Annotated in this window: 21 protein-coding genes; 11 read left to right on the top strand and 10 right to left on the bottom strand. The window is 66.8% G+C overall.

The genetic code is table 11. From position 1 onward, the window contains the following. Positions 1-21: 21 nt before the first annotated feature. Complete coding sequence (locus tag AX767_RS17905) at positions 22-723, bottom strand: pirin family protein (RefSeq protein WP_068632557.1); 702 nt, start codon at positions 721-723, stop codon at positions 22-24. A 142-nt stretch (positions 724-865) separates the two neighbouring features. Between AX767_RS17905 and AX767_RS17900 the strand changes: the two genes are divergently transcribed. The 5 genes from AX767_RS17900 (at position 866) to AX767_RS17880 (ending at position 6,652) form a co-directional block, all read left to right on the top strand. Further along, entirely contained in the window at positions 866-1,819 is a 954-nt protein-coding gene (locus tag AX767_RS17900) for a LysR family transcriptional regulator (protein ID WP_068632556.1), read from the top strand. 57 nt (positions 1,820-1,876) lie between these two features. Next, positions 1,877-2,950 carry an NAD(P)/FAD-dependent oxidoreductase gene (locus tag AX767_RS17895; protein ID WP_068632555.1) on the top strand — a complete coding sequence of 358 codons (1,074 nt, stop codon included), beginning with the start codon at positions 1,877-1,879 and terminating at the stop codon, positions 2,948-2,950. Then, complete coding sequence (gene gluQRS, locus AX767_RS17890) at positions 2,947-3,861, top strand: tRNA glutamyl-Q(34) synthetase GluQRS (protein ID WP_068632554.1); 915 nt, start codon at positions 2,947-2,949, stop codon at positions 3,859-3,861. The genes AX767_RS17895 and gluQRS overlap by 4 nt, the downstream gene beginning before the upstream one ends. Next, positions 3,861-4,616, top strand: coding sequence for a tRNA (guanosine(46)-N7)-methyltransferase TrmB (gene trmB / locus AX767_RS17885; RefSeq protein WP_068632553.1), 756 nt, complete (start codon positions 3,861-3,863; stop codon positions 4,614-4,616). The genes gluQRS and trmB overlap by 1 nt, the downstream gene beginning before the upstream one ends. Positions 4,617-4,789: 173 nt before the next feature. Further along, complete coding sequence (locus tag AX767_RS17880; protein ID WP_068632552.1) at positions 4,790-6,652, top strand: M48 family metallopeptidase; 1,863 nt, start codon at positions 4,790-4,792, stop codon at positions 6,650-6,652. Between the two features lie 19 nt (positions 6,653-6,671). On the opposite strand, the gene AX767_RS17875 is transcribed toward AX767_RS17880, so the two are convergent. Continuing rightward, positions 6,672-8,570, bottom strand: a complete 1,899-nt coding sequence (locus AX767_RS17875; protein ID WP_068632551.1) for an AI-2E family transporter — start codon at positions 8,568-8,570, stop codon at positions 6,672-6,674. 355 nt (positions 8,571-8,925) lie between these two features. On the opposite strand from AX767_RS17875, the gene AX767_RS21990 reads away from it, so the two are divergent. Continuing rightward, the gene (locus AX767_RS21990; RefSeq protein WP_068632550.1) at positions 8,926-12,207 is read left to right on the top strand and encodes an autotransporter family protein; all 3,282 of its coding nucleotides are present in this window, start codon (positions 8,926-8,928) and stop codon (positions 12,205-12,207) included. A 43-nt stretch (positions 12,208-12,250) separates the two neighbouring features. Here the strand turns inward: AX767_RS21990 and AX767_RS17865 are convergent, their stop codons facing one another. Beyond that, positions 12,251-13,030: a TerC family protein gene (locus AX767_RS17865; protein WP_068632549.1), complete on the bottom strand. Its 780-nt coding sequence runs from the start codon at positions 13,028-13,030 to the stop codon at positions 12,251-12,253. A gap of 164 nt (positions 13,031-13,194) precedes the next feature. Between AX767_RS17865 and AX767_RS22290 the strand changes: the two genes are divergently transcribed. Then, complete coding sequence (locus AX767_RS22290; protein WP_443082753.1) at positions 13,195-13,551, top strand: DUF2256 domain-containing protein; 357 nt, start codon at positions 13,195-13,197, stop codon at positions 13,549-13,551. A gap of 37 nt (positions 13,552-13,588) precedes the next feature. Continuing rightward, positions 13,589-14,482, top strand: coding sequence for a hypothetical protein (locus AX767_RS17855; protein WP_156481076.1), 894 nt, complete (start codon positions 13,589-13,591; stop codon positions 14,480-14,482). Positions 14,483-14,552: 70 nt separating this feature from the next. Here AX767_RS17855 and AX767_RS17850 read toward each other — a convergent pair whose 3' ends face one another. Both AX767_RS17850 and AX767_RS17845 read right to left on the bottom strand, forming a co-directional pair. Then, positions 14,553-14,981, bottom strand: a complete 429-nt coding sequence (locus AX767_RS17850) for a surface-adhesin E family protein (RefSeq protein WP_068632546.1) — start codon at positions 14,979-14,981, stop codon at positions 14,553-14,555. A gap of 50 nt (positions 14,982-15,031) precedes the next feature. Continuing rightward, on the bottom strand, positions 15,032-15,754 hold the full coding sequence (locus tag AX767_RS17845; protein ID WP_068632545.1) for a Crp/Fnr family transcriptional regulator: 723 nt from the start codon (positions 15,752-15,754) through the stop codon (positions 15,032-15,034). 95 nt (positions 15,755-15,849) lie between these two features. Between AX767_RS17845 and AX767_RS17840 the strand changes: the two genes are divergently transcribed. The 3 genes from AX767_RS17840 to AX767_RS17830 are packed head-to-tail and all read left to right on the top strand — an operon-like array spanning position 15,850 to position 17,935. After that, positions 15,850-16,455, top strand: coding sequence for an HD domain-containing protein (locus AX767_RS17840; protein ID WP_068632544.1), 606 nt, complete (start codon positions 15,850-15,852; stop codon positions 16,453-16,455). 11 nt (positions 16,456-16,466) lie between these two features. After that, the gene (locus AX767_RS17835; RefSeq protein WP_068633850.1) at positions 16,467-17,234 is read left to right on the top strand and encodes a class II aldolase/adducin family protein; all 768 of its coding nucleotides are present in this window, start codon (positions 16,467-16,469) and stop codon (positions 17,232-17,234) included. Continuing rightward, positions 17,234-17,935: an ABC transporter substrate-binding protein gene (locus tag AX767_RS17830; protein ID WP_068632543.1), complete on the top strand. Its 702-nt coding sequence runs from the start codon at positions 17,234-17,236 to the stop codon at positions 17,933-17,935. Before AX767_RS17835 ends, AX767_RS17830 begins: the two co-directional genes overlap by 1 nt. Positions 17,936-17,950: 15 nt before the next feature. Here the strand turns inward: AX767_RS17830 and AX767_RS17825 are convergent, their stop codons facing one another. Genes AX767_RS17825 through alaS form a run of 5 tightly spaced genes read right to left on the bottom strand, consistent with a single transcriptional unit; the run spans position 17,951 to position 24,712 of the window. Beyond that, entirely contained in the window at positions 17,951-19,204 is a 1,254-nt protein-coding gene (locus AX767_RS17825) for a D-amino acid dehydrogenase (protein ID WP_068632542.1), read from the bottom strand. 27 nt (positions 19,205-19,231) lie between these two features. Then, complete coding sequence (locus AX767_RS17820; protein WP_068632541.1) at positions 19,232-20,245, bottom strand: 2-dehydropantoate 2-reductase; 1,014 nt, start codon at positions 20,243-20,245, stop codon at positions 19,232-19,234. Between the two features lie 49 nt (positions 20,246-20,294). Further along, on the bottom strand, positions 20,295-20,972 hold the full coding sequence (locus AX767_RS17815; RefSeq protein WP_068632540.1) for a DUF4276 family protein: 678 nt from the start codon (positions 20,970-20,972) through the stop codon (positions 20,295-20,297). Positions 20,973-20,974: 2 nt separating this feature from the next. Beyond that, positions 20,975-22,078 carry an AAA family ATPase gene (locus tag AX767_RS17810; RefSeq protein ID WP_068632539.1) on the bottom strand — a complete coding sequence of 368 codons (1,104 nt, stop codon included), beginning with the start codon at positions 22,076-22,078 and terminating at the stop codon, positions 20,975-20,977. Positions 22,079-22,087: 9 nt separating this feature from the next. Further along, a complete protein-coding gene (gene alaS / locus AX767_RS17805; protein ID WP_068632538.1) occupies positions 22,088-24,712 on the bottom strand; it encodes an alanine--tRNA ligase in 2,625 nt (874 codons plus the stop codon). Between the last annotated feature and the right edge of the window lie 28 nt (positions 24,713-24,740).

Raw genomic sequence — 24,740 nt, 5'->3', positions numbered from 1 at the left:
TCGGAGGCGGTCTGGAAGACATCAGGCAGCGAGGTCGAACACCAGCACTTCGGCGTCGTTGCCGGCGGTGAGCGTGAGCGACGATTCGCCTTCGAGCATCGCCGCGTCGCCGGTGGCGAGCTTCTGGCCGTTCACTTCGAGCTCGCCGCGCACCAGGTGCACGTAGCTCTTGCGCGACGGGTCGAGTGCGAGGCTGGCTTTCTCGTCGCCGTCGATCAGGCCGGCGAAGAGCCGCGCATCGGCGTTCATCGAGACCGAGCCTTCGGCGCCGTCCGGCGATGCCACCAGGCGCAGCTTGCCGCGCTTTTCGACGACGCTGAATTCCTTTTGCTCGTACCCCGGCGTCACGCCGATCGCCTTGGGCTGGATCCATATCTGCAGGAAGTGCGTGGTCTCGTCGGCCTTGTGGTTGAACTCGCTGTGCGTCACGCCGCGCCCTGCGCTCATGCGCTGCACGTCGCCCGGCGGAATGGACTTCACGTTGCCCATGCTGTCCTTGTGCGCGAGTTCGCCCGACAGCACGTAGCTGATGATTTCCATGTCCTTGTGGCCGTGCGTGCCGAACCCGGCGCCCGCTGCCACGCGGTCTTCGTTGATGACGCGCAGGTTGCCGAAACCCATGTGGGCCGGGTCGTAATAGCCTGCGAAAGAAAAGCTGTGAAAGGACTTGAGCCAGCCGTGATCGGCGTAACCGCGTTCCTGTGATTTACGGATTTGCAACATTGTTGAACTCCTGACCCCTTCGGGTCGCTCTGCAAGCCGCGCCGGATGCGCAGCGGATGAGAAGAACTTTAGGCCTTGCGACCCGCCCTGAAGAGCGCGGCATTTGATGGCACCATTCAAATTATTTGAATGATGATTCGCCATGCCCAGCGCCCGTGACGTCCTGACTCCCGATGCCCTCGCCATGCTGCAAACGGTGGCGAGCACCGGCAGCTTTGCCGGGGCGGCCCGCGCCCTGAACCTGGTGCCCAGCGCGCTCAGTTACCGCGTGCGCCAGATCGAAGACGCGCTCGACGTGCTGCTCTTCGATCGCAGCGCGCGGCAGGCGCGGCTCACCGAGGCCGGCGCCGAGTTGTTGCGCGAGGCGGCGCGGCTGCTGACCGAGATCGATGCGGTGGCCAACCGCGTCAAGCGCATCGCCACCGGCTGGGAACCGCAGCTCACGATCGCGGTCGACAGTGTGATCGCACGCGATCCGCTGCTCGACCTGGCCGGCGCCTTCTTCGCGCTGACGCCGCCGACGCGCCTGAAGCTGCGCGACGAAACATTGCTCGGGACCATCGAGGCGTTGACGACCGGCGAAGCCGACCTGGCGATCGGCGCCGTGCTGGATGCGGCGAGCCTGGCCTTCACCGCCACCGGCATTCGCAGCAAGCCGCTCGGCGAGCTTGCCTTCGTCTACGCCGTGGCGCCACACCATCCGCTCGCCAGTTTCAACGGCCCGCTCACCGAAGCCGTGTTGCGGCAGCACCGCGCGGTGGCCGCCGCCGACTCGTCGCGCACCGGGCCGAGCATGACGGTGAACCTCGTCGGCGGACAGGACGTGCTCGCCGTGGCGACGATGCAGGCCAAGCTCGCGGCGCAACTGCACGGCCTGGGCGGCGGCTACCTGCCCGAACCGATGGCGCGGCCGTACATCGAGGCCGGCCACCTTGTCGAATGCCGCACCGAGCGGCCGATGCACACCGTGAGCCTGCACTGCGCGTGGCGCGTGCGCAGCGCCGGCAAACCCGGCCGTGCGCTGGAATGGTGGCTCGCGCAGTTCGAACACGAAGGCACCCGCAAGGCCCTGCTCGAGCGCCATCGGGGCCGCTGATCCCGATGTAGAGTGGCAGCCAGCCTGAAACCAACGATTCGAAAAGAGGAGACCCCCATGACCCCACGTCCCGCCGCAGAGCGTCACCGACCCCCTGCCGCCGCACCGCGTCACTATGCGGTCGTTGGCGCCGGCATCGCCGGCATCGCCGCTGCGCGCACGCTGGCGCAAGCCGGCCACCAGGTGACGGTCTTCGAGCGGGAATCACAGGTCGGCGGACGCATGGCGAGCGAGGCCACGCAGTTCGGTCGCTTCGACTCGGGCGCGCAGTACTTCACCGTGCGCGATCCGCGCTTTCAGCGGGCGATCGAGACCACCGCGCCGGGCCTGTGCCGCCCCTGGAGTGCGAATGCCGTTCGCGTGCTCGACCCGCACGGTCGCGTGGCCGAAGCCGCGCTGCCGACGCGCGAGGCGCACTGGGTCGCGCAGCCAGGCATGGATGCACTGGTGGCGCAGTGGGCCGCGCCGCTCGGTGCCAGCGTGGTCACCGACACGCATGTCGCGAAGATCGAACGCGACGCGCTCAACGACAAGCAGTGGCAGCTGCACACCTCGGGCGCAGACGATTCGCTGCATGTGTATTCGGGCTTCGACGCGGTGCTGCTCGCGGTGCCGCCATCGCGTGCGCGCCAGTTGCTGGGCAGTCATGCGGCCTCGCTCACGAAGGCGATCGAGAAGGTCAAGATCGCGCCCTGCTGGACGCTGATGATCGCGTTCCCGCAGGCCAACCAGGCCAACATGTCTCACCTCGGCCCGCAGTGGAACGCGGCGCGCAGCACGCACCACCGCGTGGCCTGGCTCACGCGCGAATCGTCCAAGCCGGGCCGCGACCGCATCGAGCGCTGGACACTGCAGGCCAGCGCACCGTGGTCGCAGGAGCACCTGCGCGACGACAGCGCACGCATCGAAGCCAAGCTGCTGCGCGCCTTCTCGGAGATCACCGGCATTCGCACCGAGCCGAGCTTTTCGCGCACGCGATGCTGGGCCGAAGCGCAGACGCAGGTGCCGGTCGGCAAGCCGCATCTGTGGGACGCGAAGACGCGCTTCGGCATCGCCGGCGACTGGTGCATGGGCCACCGCGTCGAAGACGCTTTTCTTTCGGGCCTCTCGCTCGCCCTCGCGGCGTTGTGAACACCGGCGGGGCCGCCGTCCGGACCGGCCGGTTCGCGCCCTCGCCGACCGGCCCGCTGCACGCGGGCTCGCTCGTGGCCGCGCTCGCGAGCTGGCTCGATGCCCGCGCGCAAGGCGGCCGCTGGCTGGTGCGCATCGAAGACGGCGACACCGAGCGCTGCCTGCCGGGGTTGGGTGAACGCATCCTCGCGCAACTGGCCGCCTGCGGCCTGGTGCCCGACGCCACACCGGTCTGGCAGACGCAGCGTCTCGCGCGCTATGAAGAAGCGCTCGCCGCGCTGGTTGCAGCGGGCCTTGCCTACCCCTGCGGCTGCACCCGCGCGGAGATCGACGACGCGCTCGCGCGGCAAGGCGTGGTGCACGCTCGCCACCAGGAGCGCGTGTACCCCGGCACCTGCCGCGACGGGCTTCACGGCAAGCCGGCGCGCGCCTGGCGATTCGCCACCCACAAGGTCGACGCCGACGTGTCGTGGACCGACCGGCGCCTCGGTCCGCAGCAGCAGGACGTGACACGCGAGGTCGGCGATTTCGTGCTGCGCCGCGCCGACGGTCCGTGGGCCTACCAGCTGCGCGTGGTGGTCGACGATGCCGCCCAGCACATCACCGACGTGGTCCGCGGCGAAGACCTGACCGACAACACGGCGCGCCAGATCCTGCTGCAGCGCGCGCTCGGACTGCCGACGCCGCGCTACCTGCACGCACCGCTCGTGCGGGGCGCGGACGGTGAAAAGCTGTCCAAGCAACTCGGCGCTGCGGCGTTCGACACCGACACGCCGTCCGCTGCGCGGGCCGAGCTTTCGAAAGCCGCGCGCGTGCTCGGTTTGCGGGCAGCCGACCCCACCGATGCGCCGGCCGATGCGCTCGCGCGCTGGGTGCCCGAATGGGCGGCTCTCTACAATCCGCCGCCGTGATGTCCCTTCCTGAAACCGATCCGCCGCCAGGCGACGCCCCCTCCGACAACGGCACGCCCGCAGCGGACGAGCCGCACCCGCTGCACCGGCGCCTGAAGAGCTTCGTGCGGCGCGCCGGCCGCACCACCGACGGCCAGGCCCGCGCCTTCGCCGAACTCGGCCCGCTGTTCCTGCTGCCCTACAGGGCCGAACCGATCGACCTCGCCGCCACCTTCGGCCGCGAGGCGCGCACGGTGCTCGAGATCGGCTTCGGCATGGGCGAAGCCACGGCCCACATCGCCGCGCTGATGCCCGAGACCAACTTCCTGTGCTGCGAAGTGCACGAACCCGGCGTGGGTGCGCTGCTCAAGCGCATCGGCGAACAGGGGCTCGCCAACATCCGCATCTGCGCGCACGACGCGGTCGAAGTGCTCGACCACATGCTGCAGCCCGACACCCTCGACGGCGTGCACGTGTTCTTCCCCGACCCGTGGCACAAGAAGCGCCACAACAAGCGGCGCCTGTTGCAGGGGCCGTTCGTCGCCAAGCTCGCCGCACACCTGAAGCCCGGCGGCTACCTGCACTGCGCGACCGACTGGCAGCCCTATGCGGAGCAGATTCTCGACGTGCTGGAACACGAGCCGCTGCTGCGCAACACCGCGACCGATGCGAGCGGCTATGCACCCAAGCCCGACTACCGCCCGCTCACGAAGTTCGAGAACCGCGGCATCAAGCTCGGCCACGGTGTGTGGGACGTGGTGTTCGAGCGCCGATAGATGACGCCGTGGCGGCCGAAGGCCTCGACCGCTCGCGGGGTTGGTCGCGGATGGGCCAGGAGCCGGACTCGATGGGCGGCAAGGACGTGGTCGCGCCGCTCGACGCGCTGCCGATCAGTGCGCGCTGACACGGGCATACCGCCCGCATCAAAGAACACATCGTCAGGATCAAGATGACCTCCCCTCGCACTGTCCAGTCAGAACTCCTTCGCACGTTGGTTCTGACGCTGGTCTCTCTCTTCGTCATCCCGGCTGCGACCCTGTTCTTCACGCACTACGTCGCGCGCACCCAGGACGCAGCCTTCCTGCAATCGATCGAGCAACGGATCGCGGCCAGCCCGAAGCTGTCCGGCCCGGAGCGGGAGGAGGCGCTGGGCTTCTACCGCAGCCATCCGCTGTCGGGCGCTTGCGACGCCACCGCCGACGAAGACCGCGATTTCCACGACAAGGTTTGTGAGCGCTATGGCTTCCAGTGGCAGTTTCACTGGGTCGAGCGCCTCGCGCTCTGGACGATCATCGGCGGCGGGATTTTGCTCGCCACAGCGCTGGCGCTGGGAGCCATCGCTTTCGTCAACCGAGGCCTGCAATACGCGAGCTTCGTGACCGGGTGGCGGTTGATGACGGCATCGAGCGCGGTCGAAGTGCTGGTGCAAAGCGTGATGGTGGTCTGGCTCTCGTTCTGGGTCACGGCCTATTTCTGGGAGCGCTACTACATCAAGCTGGTTGGCGTCGCTGGCATCGCTGCGGCCGTTGCCGTTTTCTATGCCATCTGGACACTGTTCAAAAAACTCCCCGCCCACAACGAGATCGAAGGCGAACTGCTGGCGGAACAGGATGCACCGCGCCTGTGGCAACGCGTGCGCGAGTTGGCGGCAAAAGGCCAAACCGCGCCGCCCGACCAGATCATTGCAGGCATCGACACCAACTTCTTCGTCACCGAATCACCCGGCACGGTCGGAGACAGCGCGGTGCGGGGCCGCACGCTGTTCGTGAGCGTGCCGCTGCTTCGCGTGTTGAGCACTGCGGAAGCTGATGCGGTGCTCGCGCACGAGTTGGCTCATCTTGGCGGTGGCGACACCCGCAGCAGCGCGCTGCTGGGGCCCAAGCTGCGCCAATTCGATCAGTACGCGTGGCAGATGCGCAGCGGCGGTCTGACGATCGTGGCGCATTACGTGTTGCGGCTCTACCGCATGATTTTCGAGTTCGCGCTGGCGCGTGACAGCCGTGAGCGTGAATACATGGCCGACCGCGCTGCGGCGACCCTGACTGCACCCGAATCGATCGTGCAATCGCTGATCAAGATTTCAGCCTATGCCAGCTACCGCAACGACGTTGAGCGCAGGCTCTTCGCCGAAAGCCGCCGGCATGAGGGCGACCTGGGCATCGCACGTTTCGTCGCCGAAGGCCTGCATCCCTACGCTGGCTCTCCAGACTTCCTCGAGACCATGAAAACGGCCAACGTGCCGCACCCGTACGACAGCCATCCGCCATTGCTGGAACGGATGCGCAACGTCGGCCACAGCGTCGACGAAAGCCGCTACGCAGCCGTCGTGACGGCGGTGCCGGCAGCGACCTGGGTCGAAGAGATGCCGACCGCCGCTGCCATCGAGGCGCGCTTGTGGAACGTGTACGAGCAACGCTTCGCGGCGAACCACGAATACAGCCTGGCCTATCGTTACGAGCCGTCCAATGACGAGGAGCGCGAAATCGTGCTTCGCTACTTTCCGCCTGTCGTTTTCGATCTGTCCAAGGGTGCCCGGATCGAAATCAGCTATGCGGGCATCCACGCCGACGCCAGTGAGTCGGGCGCTGTGTCGTGGGACGATGTCGGCGGTCTTTCCTTCAAGGACGGCAACTTCGGCGCTTCGCTCGTGATCTCGCACCACGACAAAGGCGTGCTCGGCGCACGCAAGACCAAGATCTCGCTGAAGGGCATCGGCAAGCACAAGGCCGCCTTCGACGCCACCGTCAGCGAATACTGGCGGCGTCACCAGATCATGCGGGCGCAACAAGCCGAGGCGCGTGATTTGAAGTGACGACCGCCAGCAGCAGCCTTCAACCCGCTGCTGCGATCGCGGCCCCCGGCTGCCCATCGGGCGCATTGCCCTGCAGGACGAAGGCTTCGGCCTCTGCATAGGAGCGCACGACCAGATCGACGTGCTGCTTCACACGCTCTTCGTCGCCCACGTCGTCCCTGAACAGGCGAAGCTTGATGGTGGCGAGGATCGCCTGGGGAAGCGCGGCGCGCAACTCGGTCGCGATGGCGCACCACTGATCGATCGCTTCCTGCTGCGGATACACGAGAAATGCAGTGCCCACCAGGATCGACTTGTCAGCCGCGGCCGGGTCTTGCGGATCGTCGAGCGACACGCTGCGCGCATCGACGCCGTTCTCGCGCAGGGCGCGCACCGTGAGCTCCATCAGAAGCTCGTCGCGTTCGGTGCCGAAGCCCAGGCACAACACGATCGACCGTGAAGGCACGTCCAGCCGGCCCTGCCATTTGCCCATGCGCGCTTCGCGCATCTTGCGCAGATGCGCGCCGATGTTGGCGTCCACCAGCGACACCGGTGGCCGGCGCCGGCTCGCACGGCGCTCGGGCTGCGTCGCCGACAGCGATTCCGCCAACCGGACGATGTTGGCCTGGACCCGCTCGCGCTGAGGGCCGTCGATCCGGCCGACACTGAAATCGGCCGCACTGAGCGCCAGCCCCGGCAGCAGCACGTGATCGCAGTATTTCGCGAAGCTGCCGCGCCGCAAATAGAGGCGCGCATCGCGCAAGATCGCTTCGGAGTTGCCGGAGAGCGCCCGCTGATAGAAGCGCTGCCCCGCCGTGAGGCCCGGCGCTTCGCTCAGAAGAATGGTCAGCGGCTCCAGCGCGCGGACGTGACGGCCGATCACGACGAGGCACAGCGTGAGCGGCGTGGAGAGCAGCAAGCCCACCGGCCCCCACATCGCGCCCCAGAACAAGGCCGACACGATCACCGCCAGCGGTGCGAGTCCGGTGCTGTGCCCGTACACCTGCGGCTCGACGACGTGGGCGACCAGCAACTCCAGCGCGAGGAAGAGCCCGAGACTCCAGATCACGAGCGACCAGCCCGGATCGACCGCGGCGCTGAAAACCCCGATCAAGGCCGCGGCGCCGAAGACGCCGACGTACGGAATGAATCGCAGCAACGCACTGACCACGCCCCACAGCGCGGCATGCGGCACGCCAAGCGCCCACATGCCGAGCGCGACGACCAGGCCGAAGGTCGTGTTCACGAGCGCCTGCGACAAAAAGAACTTCGACACGCCTTCTGCAGCTTCGGTGAGCGTCTGCACCGTGACGCCGAGTTCCGCCTCGCCGACCAGCCGAATGACGCGATCGCTCAGCGACTCCCGCTCCATCAGGATGAAAACGAGCAACACGAACACGATGCCGGCCTCGCCCAACGGGCCCCACAGCGCAGAGACGAGCTTGGAAACCATGTCGCCGGCGGATTGCGGCACCTGGTGGATCTGCACGGCCATGAGCGTCTCGACGGCTTCGGCCGCAGGCAGTTGCCGGTCGGCCGATCGGGCGGTGCTCGGACCCTGCGGAAGCACGCCTTTGAGTTCGGCCTCGATCTGCTCGAAGGGTCTGAGCGTTGACGCCCGGATCGACTCGACCTTGGTGGCGATGGCCGCCTTGTACTGCGGCAGATCCGCGGCCACGGCCACCAGCTGGATGGCCAGCACCGCGCTGATCCACACCACCACCGCGCCGACGAGGAGCACCGACACCAGCGTGGAGACCGTTCGGCCCAGGCCACTCGCAGCGAGCTTGCGCGCCAGCGGCGTGATGACCAGGCTCAGGATCGCAGCGACGGCGATCGGCTTCAGGAAGTCCTGCCCGAAATGCAGCAGCGCGAGCGCACAGGTCAACGGCACGATCCGGCCGAGAACGATGCGGGTGTCGACGGTCGGAACATTCATACGGGACGCTTGTACCAGCAGTCCCGGCGCTTCGCGCAAGACGCAGACCACCCTGTCCAGCGGTTCGATCGGTTGGCGACCCCGGTGCACAAACGACCCGGCGTGGTGTTGTCTTACGTCTAAAGTACCCATACTCCACGGCAAGATGAGTAGTAATGTTTTAGTATTGTCATTTTCCGCCCCATTTCGGTGCATTACAGCGATCCTCCAACGTCGCTTCCCCTTCTTCAGAAACTCAATCGCCGTGTCGTCTTCCACCCGTCTCCCTTCTTCCATTCCTTCCGCCAATCAATCTGCATCGGCCTCTTTCGCGCGTCGTGCGGTAGCGCTTGCATCTCTTGTCGCGATTTCGGCCTTGTCGGCCCACGCCAACGCACAAACGACCCTTACCTTCGGCGGCGGTTCGGGCAGCAAGGCGGCCATCACTGAAGGGCAAGGCGGCCTCGCCGGACTCGCCGGCGGTGGTGGCGGCGGTGGCGGTGGCTATAAGGATGACCCCAATTCCGGCATCGGCGGCAGCGGCGGTGCTGGCGCGCGGGAAAGCGCGCCAGCACAAGCCGGCGTGAATGGCGGTGACAGCCGCATCACCAGCGGCCTGGGCGCGCCGGCGGGCGCACCGGGCAGCTCCGACCTCAGCGCAGGCGGCGGCGGTGGCGGCGGTGGCGCGCTTGGCGTGGCGAACGGGACCGCTGGCGGCGATGGCGGTGCAGGCAGCGAAAGCGGGGCGACATCGACCACGCTGGGCGCTGCCGTCAACGGCACGGCCGGTGGCGAATCCCGTCCCGTGCTCGGCTACGCGGGCGGCGGCGGCGGCGGCGGTGGCGCGTTGGTCCTGACAGCGGTCGGCGCCGTGATCGACACCAACGGTCAGACCGTGACGGGCGGCGCCGGCGGCGGATCGCCGATCGATGGCGGCGGCGGGGGCGGTGCCGGGCTGGTGCTGGTGAACGGCGGCAGCATCGCCAACGCCACCGGTCGCATCGTGGCCGGTGCGGGCGGCGACGGCTATGCGGGCGGCGAAGGAGGCACTGGCGTCTTTCTTTACAAGGGCGGCACGCTCGCGAACGGCGCCAATGGTGTGTTGAGGGGCGGCGCAGGCGGCGCCGGTGGAACCTTTGCCTCCCTCCCTGACATCGGCCGAGGCGGTCAGGGCGGCGACGCGGTGCGCAGCAACGGCGGCCAGATTACCAATGCCGGATTGGCGCAAGGCGGTGACGGTGGCGCCGCCACGGTGGGCGGCAACGGCGGCAACGGCATCGTGGTGAGCGGCACGGCCACGGTGACCAGCAGCACGACCGGTCGGGTGATTGGCGGCGCTGGCGGCGCTGGCGGCATCGTCGTCGGCCTTGAAACCGTCTCAGCGGCGGGCCGTGGCGGCAGCGGGGTCGTCCTGCTGGACACCGGCGCCACGCTGGTCAACAGCGGCACGGTGACCGGCGGCAACGCCGGCGCACGGGGTGTCGGCACCTCCGCAGCGGGCGGCGTGGGCGTCACAGGTTCGGCCAACGGCGGCACCACGGTGGTCAACGCCGGCCGCATCGCGGGCGGCCTCGACAGCAACGCGGCGCGCGCCAATGCCGTGCAGTTCCAGGGCGGTGGCAACACGCTCGAACTGCGCTCGGGCGCTGTGTTCGACGGCAAGGTCGTCGTGGCGCCGGGCAACACCGGCAACACGCTGGCACTCGGCGGCGACGCGACCACGGACAGCTTCAACGTCGCGACCATCGGCGCGGACTACCAGGGCTTCGATCGCTTCAACAAGCGCGGAACCAGCGTGTGGACGCTGTCCGGCAGGCAATCGGCCGTCACGCCCTGGACGGTCGACGGCGGCGTGCTCGCGCTGACCGACAACGCCAACCTGGGCGACGCCGCCGGCAAGCTCACGCTGAACGACGGCACGCTGCGGCTGTCGGCCGACAACCTGCGGATCGCGAACGCGGTTCAGCTCGGAAGCGGCCAGCCCACGGTCGACACCGGCGCCTTCAACGGCACGCTCGCCGGTGCCATCGACGGCAGCGGCTCGCTCACCAAGATCGGCGCCGGCGCGCTCGTGCTGACCGCCGCCAACACCTACACCGGCGCCACCAATGTCGGCCAGGGCACGCTGCGTGCCGGGGCGGTCAACACGCTGAGCGCCGCATCGGCGCACACGGTCGCGACCGGCGCCACGCTCGACCTCGGCGGCTTCAACCAGACCGTCGCCTCGCTGACCAACGCGGGCACCGTGTCGCTGCTGAGCGGCGCACCGGGCACCACATTGACCGTGAACGGCGCCTACGTCGGTAACGGCGGCGTGCTGCGTCTGGGCACGGCGCTGGGCGGCAACGGCAGCGCGACCGACCGCCTGCTGCTCAACGGCGGCAGCGCCAGCGGCAACACCACGATCCAGATCACCAACCTCGGCGGCCTGGGTGCGCAGACCACGGGCAACGGCATCGAAGTGGTGGCGGCGCGCAACGGCGCCACCTCGACGCCAACCGCCTTCGCGCTGGCCAACGGCCACGTCGACGCCGGCGCTTTCGCGTACACGCTGCACGGCGCCGACCAGAGCTGGTTCCTGCGCTCGGACACCGGCGCGGTCACGCCCACCACGCCTGTGACTCCCGGCACGCCCGCTATTCCGGGCGTGCCCGGCTCGACCCCTGGCGGCGCCTTCCCGCAGATCACCACGCCGACGTACCGCACGGAAGTTCCGCTGTTCGCCGCGTTGCCACAGCAGCTTCGCCAGGCCGACCTCGCGATGCTCGGCAACCTGCACCAGCGCATCGGCGATGAGCCCGTGGCCGGCGCCGGCACCCCGGCCGCCAATGGTTCGCGCAATGCGTGGGGCCGCGTGATTTCCACCGACATCGACGTGCGCCAGCAAGGCACCGTGTCGCCCGCGAGCAAGGGCCGTGTCGACGGCTTCCAGGTCGGCACCGACCTGTACGCCGACGCCCACTGGCACGCCGGCGTCTACGTCGGCCAGCTCGACGGCGACGTGCAGACCAGCGGCTTCGCCAATGGCGTGCGCGGCAACGTGGGCAGCAACGACCTGCGCGCGCGCTATCTCGGCGCGTACGCCACCTGGATGAACGGCAACGGCTTCTATGCCGACGCCGTGCTGCAGGGCGGCGATCACCGCTACACGCTGCGCCCGCAAGGCAACGCCCAGGTCACCGGCAAGGGCGACAGCCTGCTGGCGTCGATCGAGGTCGGCCAGGCGTTCGCGCTGGGCCAGGGCTGGACGATCGAGCCGCAACTGCAGCTGATGCACCAGCGCGTCGACCTCGACGACGTGTTCATCTCGGGCGCCCGCGTCCAGCAGAACCCCGACAACGGCTGGATCGCGCGTGCAGGCGTGCGTGTGAAGGGCGAGATGAGCACCTCGCTCGGCGCGCTGCAGCCGTACGGCCGCGTCAACCTGTACCGCGCTTCCAGCGGCACCGACATCTCGCGCTTCGTCGGCCCGGCCGGCACCACCGACATCGCAACGCGCACCGGTGGCAGCTGGGGCGAAGTGGCCGCCGGCGCGACGCTGGCCCTCAACCCGACGTGGGGCGTCTACGGCGAAATCGGCCGGCTCTTCGCGATGGGCGGCGACGCGCGGGTCAAGAGCGGCCTGCAAGGCTCGCTGGGCCTCAAGGCCCGCTGGTAAGCCAGCCACTGAATGCCCGGCCGTTTACCGGGCATTCAGGCTGTCAGGCCGCTCGACCCTTCGAGCGCCGCGACAGCATGTTGAGCACTTCGACCAGCGTGGAGAAGGCCATCGCGGCATAGATGTAGCCCTTGGGCACATGAACGCCGAAACCGTCCGCGATCAGCACGGCACCGATCATCAGCAGGAACCCGAGCGCCAGCATCACGACGGTCGGGTTGTGGTTGATGAAATTGGCCAGCGGCTCGGCTGCGATCAGCATGACGGCGACGGCGGTGATCACCGCGATGACCATCACGGCCAGGTTGTCGGTCATGCCCACGGCGGTCAGGATCGAGTCCACCGAGAACACCATGTCGAGCAGCACGATCTGCACGAGGACCGACGAGAAAGCGATGGCCGCGGCACCGGCGGCACCACCCGCTCCGGTGGCCGGTGTCGGGTCGACGTGATGGTGGATTTCCTTCGTGGCTTTCCAGATCAGGAACAGGCCGCCGGCGATCAGGATCAGGTCACGCCACGAGAACTGCGTTTCGAAGCTGGGGGTGCCGTTGGCATCCAGCGCGCCCTTCAGGCCGAGATCGAAGACAGGCGCCGTCAGCCCGACCAGCCACGCGATCATCGACAGCAACGCGAGCCGCATCACCAGTGCGAGGCCGATACCGATGCGGCGTGCCCGCATGCGTTGGTGCTCGGGCAGCTTGTTGGACAGGATCGAGATGAAGATCAGGTTGTCGATGCCGAGCACGACCTCCATGATCACCAGGGCGACCAGCGCCGCCCAGGCAGTCGGGTCGGAGAAAAGGGCTTGAAGGCTTTGCACGGTGTTCCTAGGCTGAAATCGGGTCGCCGGATGATGCCCGCTGCCGGTTCGCCACGGCCTATTTCCAGCGTTTGAATGGGCCTTTTCGAGGCGCGCGCATTGACGCGCATGTCGGAGAGCCCTCCGGCGTTGGACAGCGCAGGTCGCGACCTTCGAAAACGTCGATGAAGGCCTTGAACTGGCCGACCGTCACTTCATGCCGGCCCATCCATAACGCGCGAGCGATGCGCACCCCGAGCACCGGGCGCTCGTCTGAAAATTCACTCAGGCGCCCTGCGGGCAACTCCACGCGACCGAAGCGTGACGGCAGCAAGGGGCTCTTCATCCGGGAACAATGTCGGGATTCCATGAAATCAGCCAACTCGCCATCGTTCAAGGGCAACAAGCGATCGCTGCCGAGCAAGCCGTGCGTCGCCTGCGGCCGACCCATGACCTGGCGCAAGCGCTGGGCGCGCACCTGGGACGAGGTGAAGTTCTGCTCGGATGCCTGCCGCAGCACGAGTAAGAACAGCAAACCGTAAATAGTGGCCCTACACCGCCCTCACCAGGAGATTCACCATGCCATCACCTTCCCTCAGCCGTCGGTCGCTGCTAGGTCTCCTTGCGCTGCCTTTGCTGAACGGATGCAGCTCGCCGCTGCCGCTGGTGGCCGCACCGCCCAGCCAGGCCGACGCCACGCGCATCCTGCGCGAGAGTGCGGAGGCGCACGGCCTCGCCGCCTACCGTCGACTCACCGACATCAACATTGCCTATGACGGCCAGTGGCGACCGCTGATCGGCCGCATCCAGCCCGAGGTCACCGACACCGGGTTCCGTGGCAGCTCCCAGGAGCGCCTGATGCCGAAGATCGGCGCTTCGGCACAGGCGTACACAGGCGCGATGGGGCGCAAGCAGGTGACGTGGCGCCGCGGCAGCGGCACCGCCGACGACCTCGGCGAAGTCGCCGTCTGGTTCAACGGCATTCGCAGTACCGACGCGGCTGCGCAGCAAGCCGCGGCGTTGGTCGCCGAAGGCTACGGACTCTTCCTCTTGGGACCGCTGTGGCTCATCGACCGCGACCTGCCCGCCGCACTGGCCGGCACCGAACGCGTCGACGGGCGGCTCTGCGATGTCGTCGAGGTGTGGATGTCGCCGGGCCTCGGCCGCGTGCGCTCGGACCGCATCGCGCTGTGCGTGGACCGCGCCGACCGCATCACCCGGCGCATTCGCTTCACGCTCGAAGGCTTCGGCAACACGCAAGGCGCGGTCGCCGAAGTCGACACCTTCGACCACCAGCGCCGCTTCGGCGTGATGTGGCCGATGCGTTCTTTCGAACGCGTGGTGCATCCGATCGCGCTGCCCGCGCACGACTGGCACATCACCGGGCTGGACGTGAACCGGGGCTACAGCGTGCAAGCACTGACAGGGTCGGATTTCACCGCTGGCGCCGCGGCGCCCGCTGCGCCGCTGTGACCGCGATCCGTGGCTCTCGCCGGCTGCGCGGCCCATTTGCGCCGCGCCGGCCGAAGGCGGATTCGCCAGTTCAGCGGGCCTTTGTCGGGCAGGCCGCGCGCAGCAGCCGGCTGGTCGGGTTGGGCACCATGTCGCGGAGCAGCATGGGTCGCGGATCGCCGCGATATTCTGTCTCGACCGCAGCCTCACCGCCCCACAGCGCCTGCGTGTAGTAGCGCACCTGCACATAGTCGGCACGGCGCGCCTGACAGTCGAAGACCACACGCGATTCGAAGGAACGGTACGGCACGTCGTCCCAGTTCAGTCGCGACGCGGCGCGATTCACCCGCACGTTCATGGTCTTAGACCGTCCTTCAACGGACACCGCCACCGGGTCGACCTGCACGGTGTCGACCGACCCATCGGCCGCGTCGCCCATCACCGTGAACCACTCGCCCTGCGCATGCGCAGGGGCACCCATGCAACCACCCAGACAGAGCACCGCCATCCACGATTTCATGTCACGTATTTCCTCGAATTTTTTGCGCATTCTAATAACGCAACAGCCCATCACGGCGCGCTGCCCAGCCTTTGCAAGGCATCGAGCGAACGCAGCTCGATGTAGCCGTAACCCAACCCGACGACCTCTTCGTGCGCCAAGGCGTTGAGCTCTTTCGACAACGTCTGACGCGTGATGCCGAGCATCATGGCCAGCGCCTCTTGCGGGAGCCTGACTCTCTGGCGCGGTTCTGCGGATTGGGTGGCGTCGCCGCGTGCCAGCGTGAGCAGGCGGCGCGCCACGCGGGCACGCAAGCCCCGCAGCGTCGCGTCTTCCATCAGGCTGTAGAGGCCCCGCACGCGCGCCGCGAGCAACGCAGACATGGCATTGGCGAAGGCGTTGTCGCGCATCTGCTGCGCGAAGGCTTCGGGCGGCACGACCAGCAGATCGAGCGCGCTCAGCGCCGTGGCGTCGTGCGTGCGTGGCGAGCCGTCGATGAGCGTGATCTCGCCGAACCAGTTGCCGGGCTCCAGCACCGCGAGGATCGCCTCGCGCCCGTCTTGGCGCAGTGTCGAAATCTTGATCGTGCCAGCCGCCAGCCCGTAAAAGCCACCGCCCGCCACCTGCAACGGATCGCCTTGGCGAAACACCATCGAGCGCCGCGGCAAGTGGACCAGATCCGCCGATGCGAGCAGCGCTTCGCGCTGCGCGCGCGGAATGGCGGCGAACCACGGGTTGCCTTCCATCGCGCGACGATGCGGTGGCGAAAGACGGGCTTTAGGGGGAAGAGGCATGGGGTTTACCAGAGCGGTCTATTGTCAAATTTCTGACAGTTGCGCGTCAAGCCCGGGTCTACAGTGGCCGCACCCCACAAGAACGGAGACACACGATGAGTGCACGAGCGAATTTCGTCCGCATGCAGGACAGCACCCGCGAGGACTGGCAGGTGATCGGCGGCGAATTCATGCAGTTCGCAGGCGGACTGCCCGAGCGCGTCGTCAAGCACCTGCAAATCCTGCAGGGCGACTACGGCGGCTTTCCGGTCGACCGCTACACCCATTCTCTGCAGACCGCCACCCGCGCGCTGCGCGCGGGCCGCGACGAGGAATACGTGGTGTGCGCGCTGCTGCACGACATCGGCGACACGCTCGGTTCCTTCAACCATCCGGACATCGCGGCCGCCATCCTGAAGCCGTTCGTCGGCGAACAGAACCACTGGATGGTGCAGAACCACGGCATCTTCCAGGGCCACTATTTCTTTCACCACATCGGCCTGGACCGCGACATGCGCGAGAACTTTCGCAGCCACCCGAACTTCGACCACACGGCCGAGTTCTGCGAGCTCTACGACAACCCGGCGTTCGACCCGAAGGCCGAAACGCTGCCCATCGAGGAATTCATGCCCATGCTCAAGCGCGTGATGGGCCAGCCGAAGCAGAGCATCTACAAGGCCGCGCTGCAACCCGCATCTGCCGCCATTCCCGAAACCGTTTGAAGGACGCCGCCATGAACGCCACCACCCAATCCGAAATCCAGCAGCTTGTCTCCGCCGAAGAATGGCAACTGCGCGTCGACCTCGCAGCCTGCTACCGCCTCGTGGCGCTGTACGGCTGGAGCGATCTCGTCTTCACGCACATCAGCGCGCGTGTCGCCGGGCCGGAGCACCATTTCCTCATCAATCCCTACGGCCTGATGTTCGATGAGATCACGGCGTCCAGCCTGGTCAAGGTCGACCAGCAGTGCAACAAGGTGATCGACTCGCCCTACCCCGTGAACCCGGCCGGCTTCGTGATCCACAGCGCGATCCACGCGGTGCGGCACGACGTGCAGTGCGTGCTGCACACGCACACGCGCGCCGGCATCGCCGTGAGCGCACAGAAGAACGGCGTGCTGCCGATCAGCCAGCAATCGACCTTCGTGCTGGGCTCGCTCGCGTACCACGACTACGAAGGCGTGGCGATTCGCGACGACGAGAAGTCGCGGCTGCAGGCCGACATGGGCGAGGCCAACTTCCTCATGCTGCGCAACCACGGCCTCCTCACTTGCGGCAAGACGGTGGCCGATGCGTTCCTCTCGATGTACACCTTCGAGAACACCTGCCAGATCCAGATCGCCGCGCAGTCGGGCGGCGGCGAACTGACGCAGGTCAACCCGAAGATCGTCGAAGGCGTGGGCCTGTCGATGAAGGTGCAGACCGGTGGCCTCGGCGGCAGCTTCGTCTGGCCTTCGCTGATTCGCAAGCTCGACCGCATCGACGAGAGCTACAAGAACTGATGAATTTCGCGCCCACCGGCACACTGCGCGCGGCCATCAACCTGGGCAACCCGATCCTCGCGACGCGCGACGAGCACGGTGCGCCGGTCGGCGTTTCGGTCGACCTGGCGGAAGCTTTCGCAGCGCGCCTGGGCATCGGCCTCGAACTGGTGGTGTTCGAGAAGGCCGCAGCATCGGTCGACGCGGTGCGCGCAGAGCAAGCCGACATCGGCTTCTTCGCCATCGACCCGGCCCGCAGCGAAGGCCTGCGCTTCACCGCGCCGTACGTGTTGATCGAAGGCAGCTACCTCGTGCCGGATGCGTCTGCACTTCAGGACAACGCCGACGTCGATCGGACCGGCACGCGCATTGCCGTCGGTGCCGGCAGCGCCTACGACCTGTTCCTCACGCGCGAGGCCCGGGCCGCGGAGATCGTGCGGGTGCAGGGTGCGCCGGCGGTGATGAGCGCGCTGCGCACCGGTGACGTCGAAGTCGCAGCGGGCATCAAGCAATTGCTCGAAGCCGAAGCGCGCAGGGCACCCGGCGTGCGCCTGTTGCCCGGTCGTTTCATGGTGATCCAGCAAGCGATGGGCACGCCTGCCAGCCGGGGTGCGGAGGCGCAAAAGCTGCTCGGTGATTTCGTCGAAGAGATGAAACGAAGCGGCTTCGTCTCCGACGCGCTGAAGCGGCATCGCATCGAGGGCGCGGGCGTCGCGCCCTGAAGGTCGACCAGGCGGTCAGGCGTAGCGCGCGACCGTCAGCCCTTCCATGTCGATCTCCGGCGCGCGGCCATCGATCAGGTCGGCCATCACGCGGCCGGTGCCCGCAGCCATCGTCCAGCCCAGCGTGCCGTGGCCGGTGGAGAGCATCAGATTGCCAATCGGCGTGGCGCCGATCACCGGCGTGCCGTCGGGCGTCATGGGGCGAAGGCCGGTCCAGAAGCTTGCGTCGGCCACGTTGCCGCCGCGCGGGAACAGGTCGGTGACCACGTGCTCGAGCGTGTCGCGGCGGCCTTGGTCGAGTGCGAGGTCGAAGCCCGACAGCTGCGCGGTGCCGCCGACGCGGATGCGGTCGCCCAGGCGCGTGACCGCGACCTTGAAGGTCTCGTCCATCACCGTCGATTCGGGTGCGCCGCTCGCGTCGGTGATCGGCACGGTGATGGAGAAGCCCTTGACCGGGTAGATCGGCAAGGCGATGCCGAGCGGCTTGAGCAACATCGGCGAGTAGCTGCCGAGGGCGACGACGTAGCGATCGGCCGTGAAGGTGCCCGCGTCGGTGCGCACGCCGGTGAGGCCTTTGGCGTCGCGTTCGATCGACTGGATGGTCACGCCGAACTTGAACATGACGCCGGCCGCTTCGGCCAGCTTGGCGAGCGCGTTGGTGAACTTGAAGCAGTCGCCGGTCTCGTCGCCGGGCAGCCGCAGGCCGCCGACGAACTTGTCCTTGACGCCGGCGAGCGCGGGCTCGTATTGCACGCAGCCTTCGCGGTCGAGCACCTGGTAGGGAACGCCGGACGCCTTGAGCACTTCGATGTCCTTGGCCGTGCCGTCGAACTGGTGCTGGGTGCGGAACAGCTGCAGCGTGCCGAGCGCGCGTTCGTCGTACTGGATGCCGGTGTCGGCGCGCAACGTCTTCAAGCAGTCGCGGCTGTATTCGGCCAGCCGCACCATGCGCGCCTTGTTGATCTCGTAGCGGGCCTCCGTGCAGTTGCGCAGCATCGACAAGCCCCAGCGCCACATCGCCGGATCGAGGATCGGCTTGATGACCAGCGGGCTGTGCTGCATCAGCATCCATTTGATGGCCTTGAGCGGCACGCCCGGTCCGGCCCAGGGCGCCGAATAACCGGGAGAGACTTCGCCGGCATTGCCGAAGCTGGTTTCCAGCGCCGGGCCGGCTTGCCGGTCGAGCACCGTGACCTCATGGCCGCCGCGTGCGAGGTAGTACGCCACGGAGGTGCCGATGACGCCGCTGCCGAGGATCAAGACTTTCATGCAGACCTTGTTGGTTGTGCCGAACGGCTAGAGACCCAGCACACTCTGCAATTGCTGTGCCGACCAGCGCTGCGGTTGCGCTGTCGCGGCCTCCAGCAGCGCGACCATCTCTGCATTGCGCGGCGCGCGGGCACCGTGGGCGCGCGCGAGCCGCACCACCTCGCCGCTCAGCGCATCGATCTCGGTGCGGCGGCCGAGCGCGAGGTCGTCCGCCATGCTCGAGCGCGCCCGGGGATCGATCTTCAGCATGCGCGCCGCGACGATCCTGAAAAGCCAGTCAGGGAGCCGCAGCACCGCAAGCAGTTTCTTCGGCGGCAGGGCCGCGACCTGGGCCGGCGCGATGCCGGCTGCAGCGAGCGCGACGAGCGCCTCGTCGATCAGCGCGGCGAAGCAGCGGCGGTAGCCGCGCTGCATCAGTTCGTCGCGCAGCGGCAGCCCCGACAGTGCGTTGACCGGGTTGTTCAAGTTGAGGAGCAGCTTGCCCCATTGCACGGGCAGCAGGTCGCCATGCAGGTCGAGTGGCATGCCGGCGCGCTCGAACACCGGAAGCCACGCCCGCAGCGCCGGATGGTCCTGTGCAGCGAGGCGCCCCGGCGTGCCGCGATGAAAGGCGCCGGGTCCGACTTCGGCCACGTTGTAGGGAACCATGGCCGGCAGGAACCGGAGCGCCTGCGCGGCACCGGCCGCCACCGTCGCGTTGGAGATGCCGTTCTGCAGCGACAGCACCAGCGTGCGTTCCGGCAGCACGGCCGCGAGCGAAGCGGCGGCTTCGGCGGTGGCGCCGCTCTTCACGCAGAGCAGCACCAGCGCGGGACGTGCGTCGCCGGGGACCGATTCGCTCGCCGCCAGCGAAGCGGCCGGCAGATGACGATGGACGCCATCGAGGTCGGTGAGCGTGAGGCCGTGTTCCGCAAGCCCTTGCAGCACGCGCGGCCGGCCCACGAAGGTGACGGGCACGCCCGCTGCCGCGAGGCTGCCGCCGATGAAGCAGCCGATCGTTCCCGCCCCCATCACGAGGATTTCACCGGGCACGACGGTCATCCTGAAATTGGTTGCGTCGCTTCAGATACGACTTACGCAAATGGCACGCTCACAGCGGCGTCAGCCGCCCAAGATGGTCAACCCATGAAGCAAAGTGTTTGCACTGAGCAACGATGGTGGAAAGACCCATCTTCTGCCCGATGAGCGGCGCATGCGTTGTCTTCCTGTACCTAGGTTGCAGCAAGGTCGCGAGGCGAGCCGACGGTTTGGTGTCGTAGCCATCGTTGATGTGCTCCGGTGTCTCGAAACTCTGACGGACAGCTTTCAGGCTCTCGGCCGCAACGGTCCAATCCGGTACGCTCTGCGCCAACAGTTCCGTGTTGGAGAAAAATAGGCCTTCCAACTCATATGGCTGGATATACACAAACAATCGGTCGGCACGGAAGTCAAGCTTCTGTCGTAACGCCGCATGAAGTTCCGCCTCGATTCGCGCAGCCTTCAGCAACGGATTGTCCAAGTTCCGCGAAGCCGCAATGCCAGGCATCTCGGAATCAAGCGCATACAGATCGAAAAAGGTAGTGAGGTAAGTCTTGGCACTCTGCCTGAGCGTATTGCGCACGTTGTGGCACAGGCGGTCGAAATTGATCGCACCGCCCGTGCTGTCGCGCGACGTGTGCAAGGTCTGCGGCTTGAGGAAAATCTGCCGCCCATGCAATGCCGGCGCCACGACCCGCTTAAGAAACTGCTCGTCACTCGGCCCCTCCGCAAACACGATCACCTCAAGCATGCTCAAGGCCTCCCGCCCAGAACATTGCGAAGCCAAAGCTCGCCAAGCGGCGTATAGCTTTCGAGCCATCCAGCCAGTTCGGTGCTATCGAGTCGTTGAAACCTGGACTCATCTCCCTCGCGATCAACCACCACGACGTCTTCCGGTGAGAGCGCATTGAGCAGTTCAACCGACTGAGTGGAAACAATAAGCTGCCGCTTCTCGGAGACCTGCTTGAGGAGGTCGGCCAACACCCCGATGGCATAGGGATGCAACCCCAACTCAGGTTCGTCGATCAAGACTGTGTCGGGCAACAGCCACCAAGGTTGCAGCAACAACGTGGCCAGACAAATGAATCGAAGCGTTCCGTCAGAAAGAGCGGCGGCACCATAAGGTGTGTCCGGATCCACCTTTTGCGTCCACTCTAACTCGACGGTGTCTTCTGCCTCGTCTCGCTGAACAAAATCACCAAAAAATGGCGCGACCAATCGGACTGTTTCGACAATCTGTTTGTAGTGCTCCAAATGCTGCCGGCGCAAGCGGCCCAGATACGCCGCCAAGTTTCCTGCGTCGGTCTTCAGTCGCAAGGTGTCTTTGGCACTATGCGCTTGCTTCACGGCAGCCAGATCACTAGTGTCATGAAAGTGATACTGACGCCAACTTTGCATCATCGAACGGACGTAGCGGCCCACTTGAGTCGCATCACTTCGAACCAAAGCCTCCTCGTGATTTCGGCCCAGCGAGTAGACCCGCCCACCCTTGGGAGTTAGCGGGCCGTCTACCCAAGTCTCTTCCCTCGTAAAGATGAACCGGTTGTCGTTCGTGGCCTCCAACGTGATCAAGTAGCCGTTAGAAAAATCCCCGTTCGGTTGCCCGAAAACCTCAAACTCCATCGTCTGGGTTTGCTTGCGCCCGCCGTACAGCAAGGCGCCAGGCTTGCCTTGTTTCTGAACGTAGCCCGGGAAGTTGTCGCCGGCAACTTCCGACAGAAAACGTAAAGCGCCGATGAAATTACTCTTGCCCGCGCCGTTCGGTCCAATCAGCACATTCAGCGCACGCAACTCGAAAGTTTCAAGTGATCGAATCGACTTAAAACCCTTAACGGTAATGGTCTTGATCTGCGCCACTGCAATTCCTTAGGCGCGCTCGGCGACCCATCCGTGCACGGACGCCAGCGCGGCCGGCAGTGCCGCGGCATCGGTGCCGCCGGCCATCGCCATGTCGGGCTTGCCGCCGCCCTTGCCGCCGACCTGCTGCGCGACGAAGTTGACCAGCTCGCCGGCCTTGACTTTGCCCGTGGTGTCGCTCGTGACGCCGACCGCGATTTGCACTTTGGCGCCATCGGCGGCGGCCAGCACGATCACCGCGCTCTTGAGTTTGTCCTTGAGCTTGTCCATGGTGTCGCGCAGCGTCTTGGTGTCGGCGCCGTCGAGCTTGGCGACCAGCAGCTGGATGCCATTCACGTCGATGGCCTGCGTCACCAGCTCGTCGCCCTTCGACGACGCCAGCTTGCCCTTGAGCGTCGTCACTTCGCGATCGAGGGCCTTCAACTGGTCGAGCATCTGCGCGAGGCGCGGTTGCAGTTCGCTCGGCGGGGTCTTGAGCGCCTGGGCCACCGAATGGACGGTCGACTCGAGGTCTTGCAGATAGGCCAGCGCGTGGGCACCGGTGATCGCCTCGATGCGGCGCACGCCGGCGGCCACGCCGCCTTCGCTCGTCACCTTGAACAGGCCGATGTCGCCGGTGCGGGTGACGTGGGTGCCGCCGCACAGCTCGCGGCTGGAACCGATGTCCAGCACGCGCACGCTCTCGCCGTACTTCTCGCCGAACAGCATCATCGCGCCGGTCTTCTGGGCCGATTCGATGTCCATGGTGCGCGCTTGCGTCGCCACGTTCGCCAGGATCTCGGCATTCACCCGCTTCTCGATTTCGAGGATCTGCGCCTGCGTGACCGCCGCGTTGTGCGCGAAGTCGAAGCGCGTCTTGTCGGCATCGACCAGCGAGCCCTTTTGCTGCACGTGCGTGCCGAGCACTTCGCGCAGCGCCTTGTGCATGAGGTGGGTGACGCTGTGGTTGCGCATCGTCGCGGCGCGGCGCTCGCCGTCGACCGCTGCCTTGACCCCATCGCCGACCTTGAGCGTTCCCTGCGTCTGCGTGCCGTGGTGACCGAACACGTCGGCCTTGATCTTCTGCGTGTCGTCCACACCGAACTGGACGCCTTCGGCGCTCAGCACGCCCTGGTCGCCGATCTGGCCGCCGCTCTCCGAATAGAAGGGCGTGGTGTCGAGCACCACGATGCCGGGTTGGCCCTCGGTGAGTTCCTGCACAGAGGCGCCTTCGAAGTACAGCGCCTGCACGGTCGCCGTCGATTCGAGGTGTTCGTAGCCGGTGAAGGTGTTGCCCGCGCCGGCGTACTCGACGTTGCGGTCCATCTTGAACTTGCCGGCCGCGCGGCCGGCGGCCTTTTGCTTTTCCATCGCGGCGTTGAAGCCGGCTTCGTCGACTTCAACGTCGCGCTCACGGCAGACGTCGGCCGACAGGTCGAGCGGAAAGCCGAAGGTGTCGTGCAGCTTGAAGGCGACTTCGCCGGGCAGCACCTTGGCGCCACCGGCCAGCGCTGCATCGAGGATCTCCATGCCGTTGGCCAGCGTCTCGAAGAAGCGCTCTTCCTCCGCCTTCAGCGTGTCGGTGATGTGCTTCTGGTCGGCCACGAGCTTCGGGTAGGCGTCGCCCATGGTCGCCACGAGGTCGGGCACCAGCTTGTGGAAGAACGGCTTCTTCTGGCCGAGCTTGTAGCCATGGCGAATCGCGCGGCGAATGATGCGGCGCTGCACGTAGCCGCGGCCTTCGTTGGACGGGATCACGCCGTCGGCCACGAGGAACGCGGTGGCGCGGATGTGGTCGGCGATCACGCGCAGGCTCTTGTTGGCCAGGTCCTTCTCGCCGGTTTCGCGCGAGGCCGCCTTGACGAGCTTGTCGAACAGGTCGATCTCGTAGTTGCTGTGCACGTGCTGCAGGATGGCCGCGAGGCGCTCCAGGCCCATGCCGGTGTCGACGCAGGGCGCCGGCAGCTTCTTGACCGAGCCGTCGGGCTGCATGTCGAACTGCATGAACACGTTGTTCCAGATCTCGATGTAGCGGTCGCCGTCTTCATCGGGCGAGCCGGGCGGACCGCCGGCGATTTCAGGGCCGTGGTCGAAGAAGATCTCGGAACACGGGCCGCATGGGCCGGTGTCGGCCATCATCCAGAAGTTGTCGGACATGTAGCGCCCGCCCTTGTTGTCGCCGATGCGTACCACGCGCTCGGGCGGCAGGCCGATGTCCTTCGTCCAGATGTCGTAGGCCTCGTCGTCCTCGATGTAGACGGTGGCCCAGAGCTTTTCTGCGGGCAGCTTGTAGACCTCGGTCAGCAGCTCGAAGGCCCACTTGAGCGACTCGCGCTTGAAGTAGTCGCCGAAGCTCCAGTTGCCCAGCATCTCGAAGAAGGTGTGGTGGCGCGCGGTGTAGCCCACGTTCTCCAGGTCGTTGTGCTTGCCGCCGGCACGCAAGCAGGCCTGCACCGACGCCGCCCGCACATAGGGGCGCTTGTCTTCGCCGAGGAACACGTCCTTGAACTGGACCATGCCCGAGTTCGTGAACATGAGCGTCGGGTCGTTGCCCGGCACCAGCGAACTGGTCGGCACCACCGTGTGCCCCTTGGACGCGAAGAAGTCGAGGAAGGTCTTGCGGATGTCGGCAACGGAGAAATTGGGCTGGCTCATCTGGGGAATCTGGTTCTGCCCCAAGTGC

The sequence above is a fragment of the Variovorax sp. PAMC 28711 genome (genome assembly GCF_001577265.1).
Taxonomy (GTDB): Bacteria; Pseudomonadota; Gammaproteobacteria; order Burkholderiales; family Burkholderiaceae_C; genus Variovorax.
The sequence above is the reverse complement of the archived record's forward strand: the minus strand, read 5'-3'. Positions and strand labels throughout refer to the sequence as shown.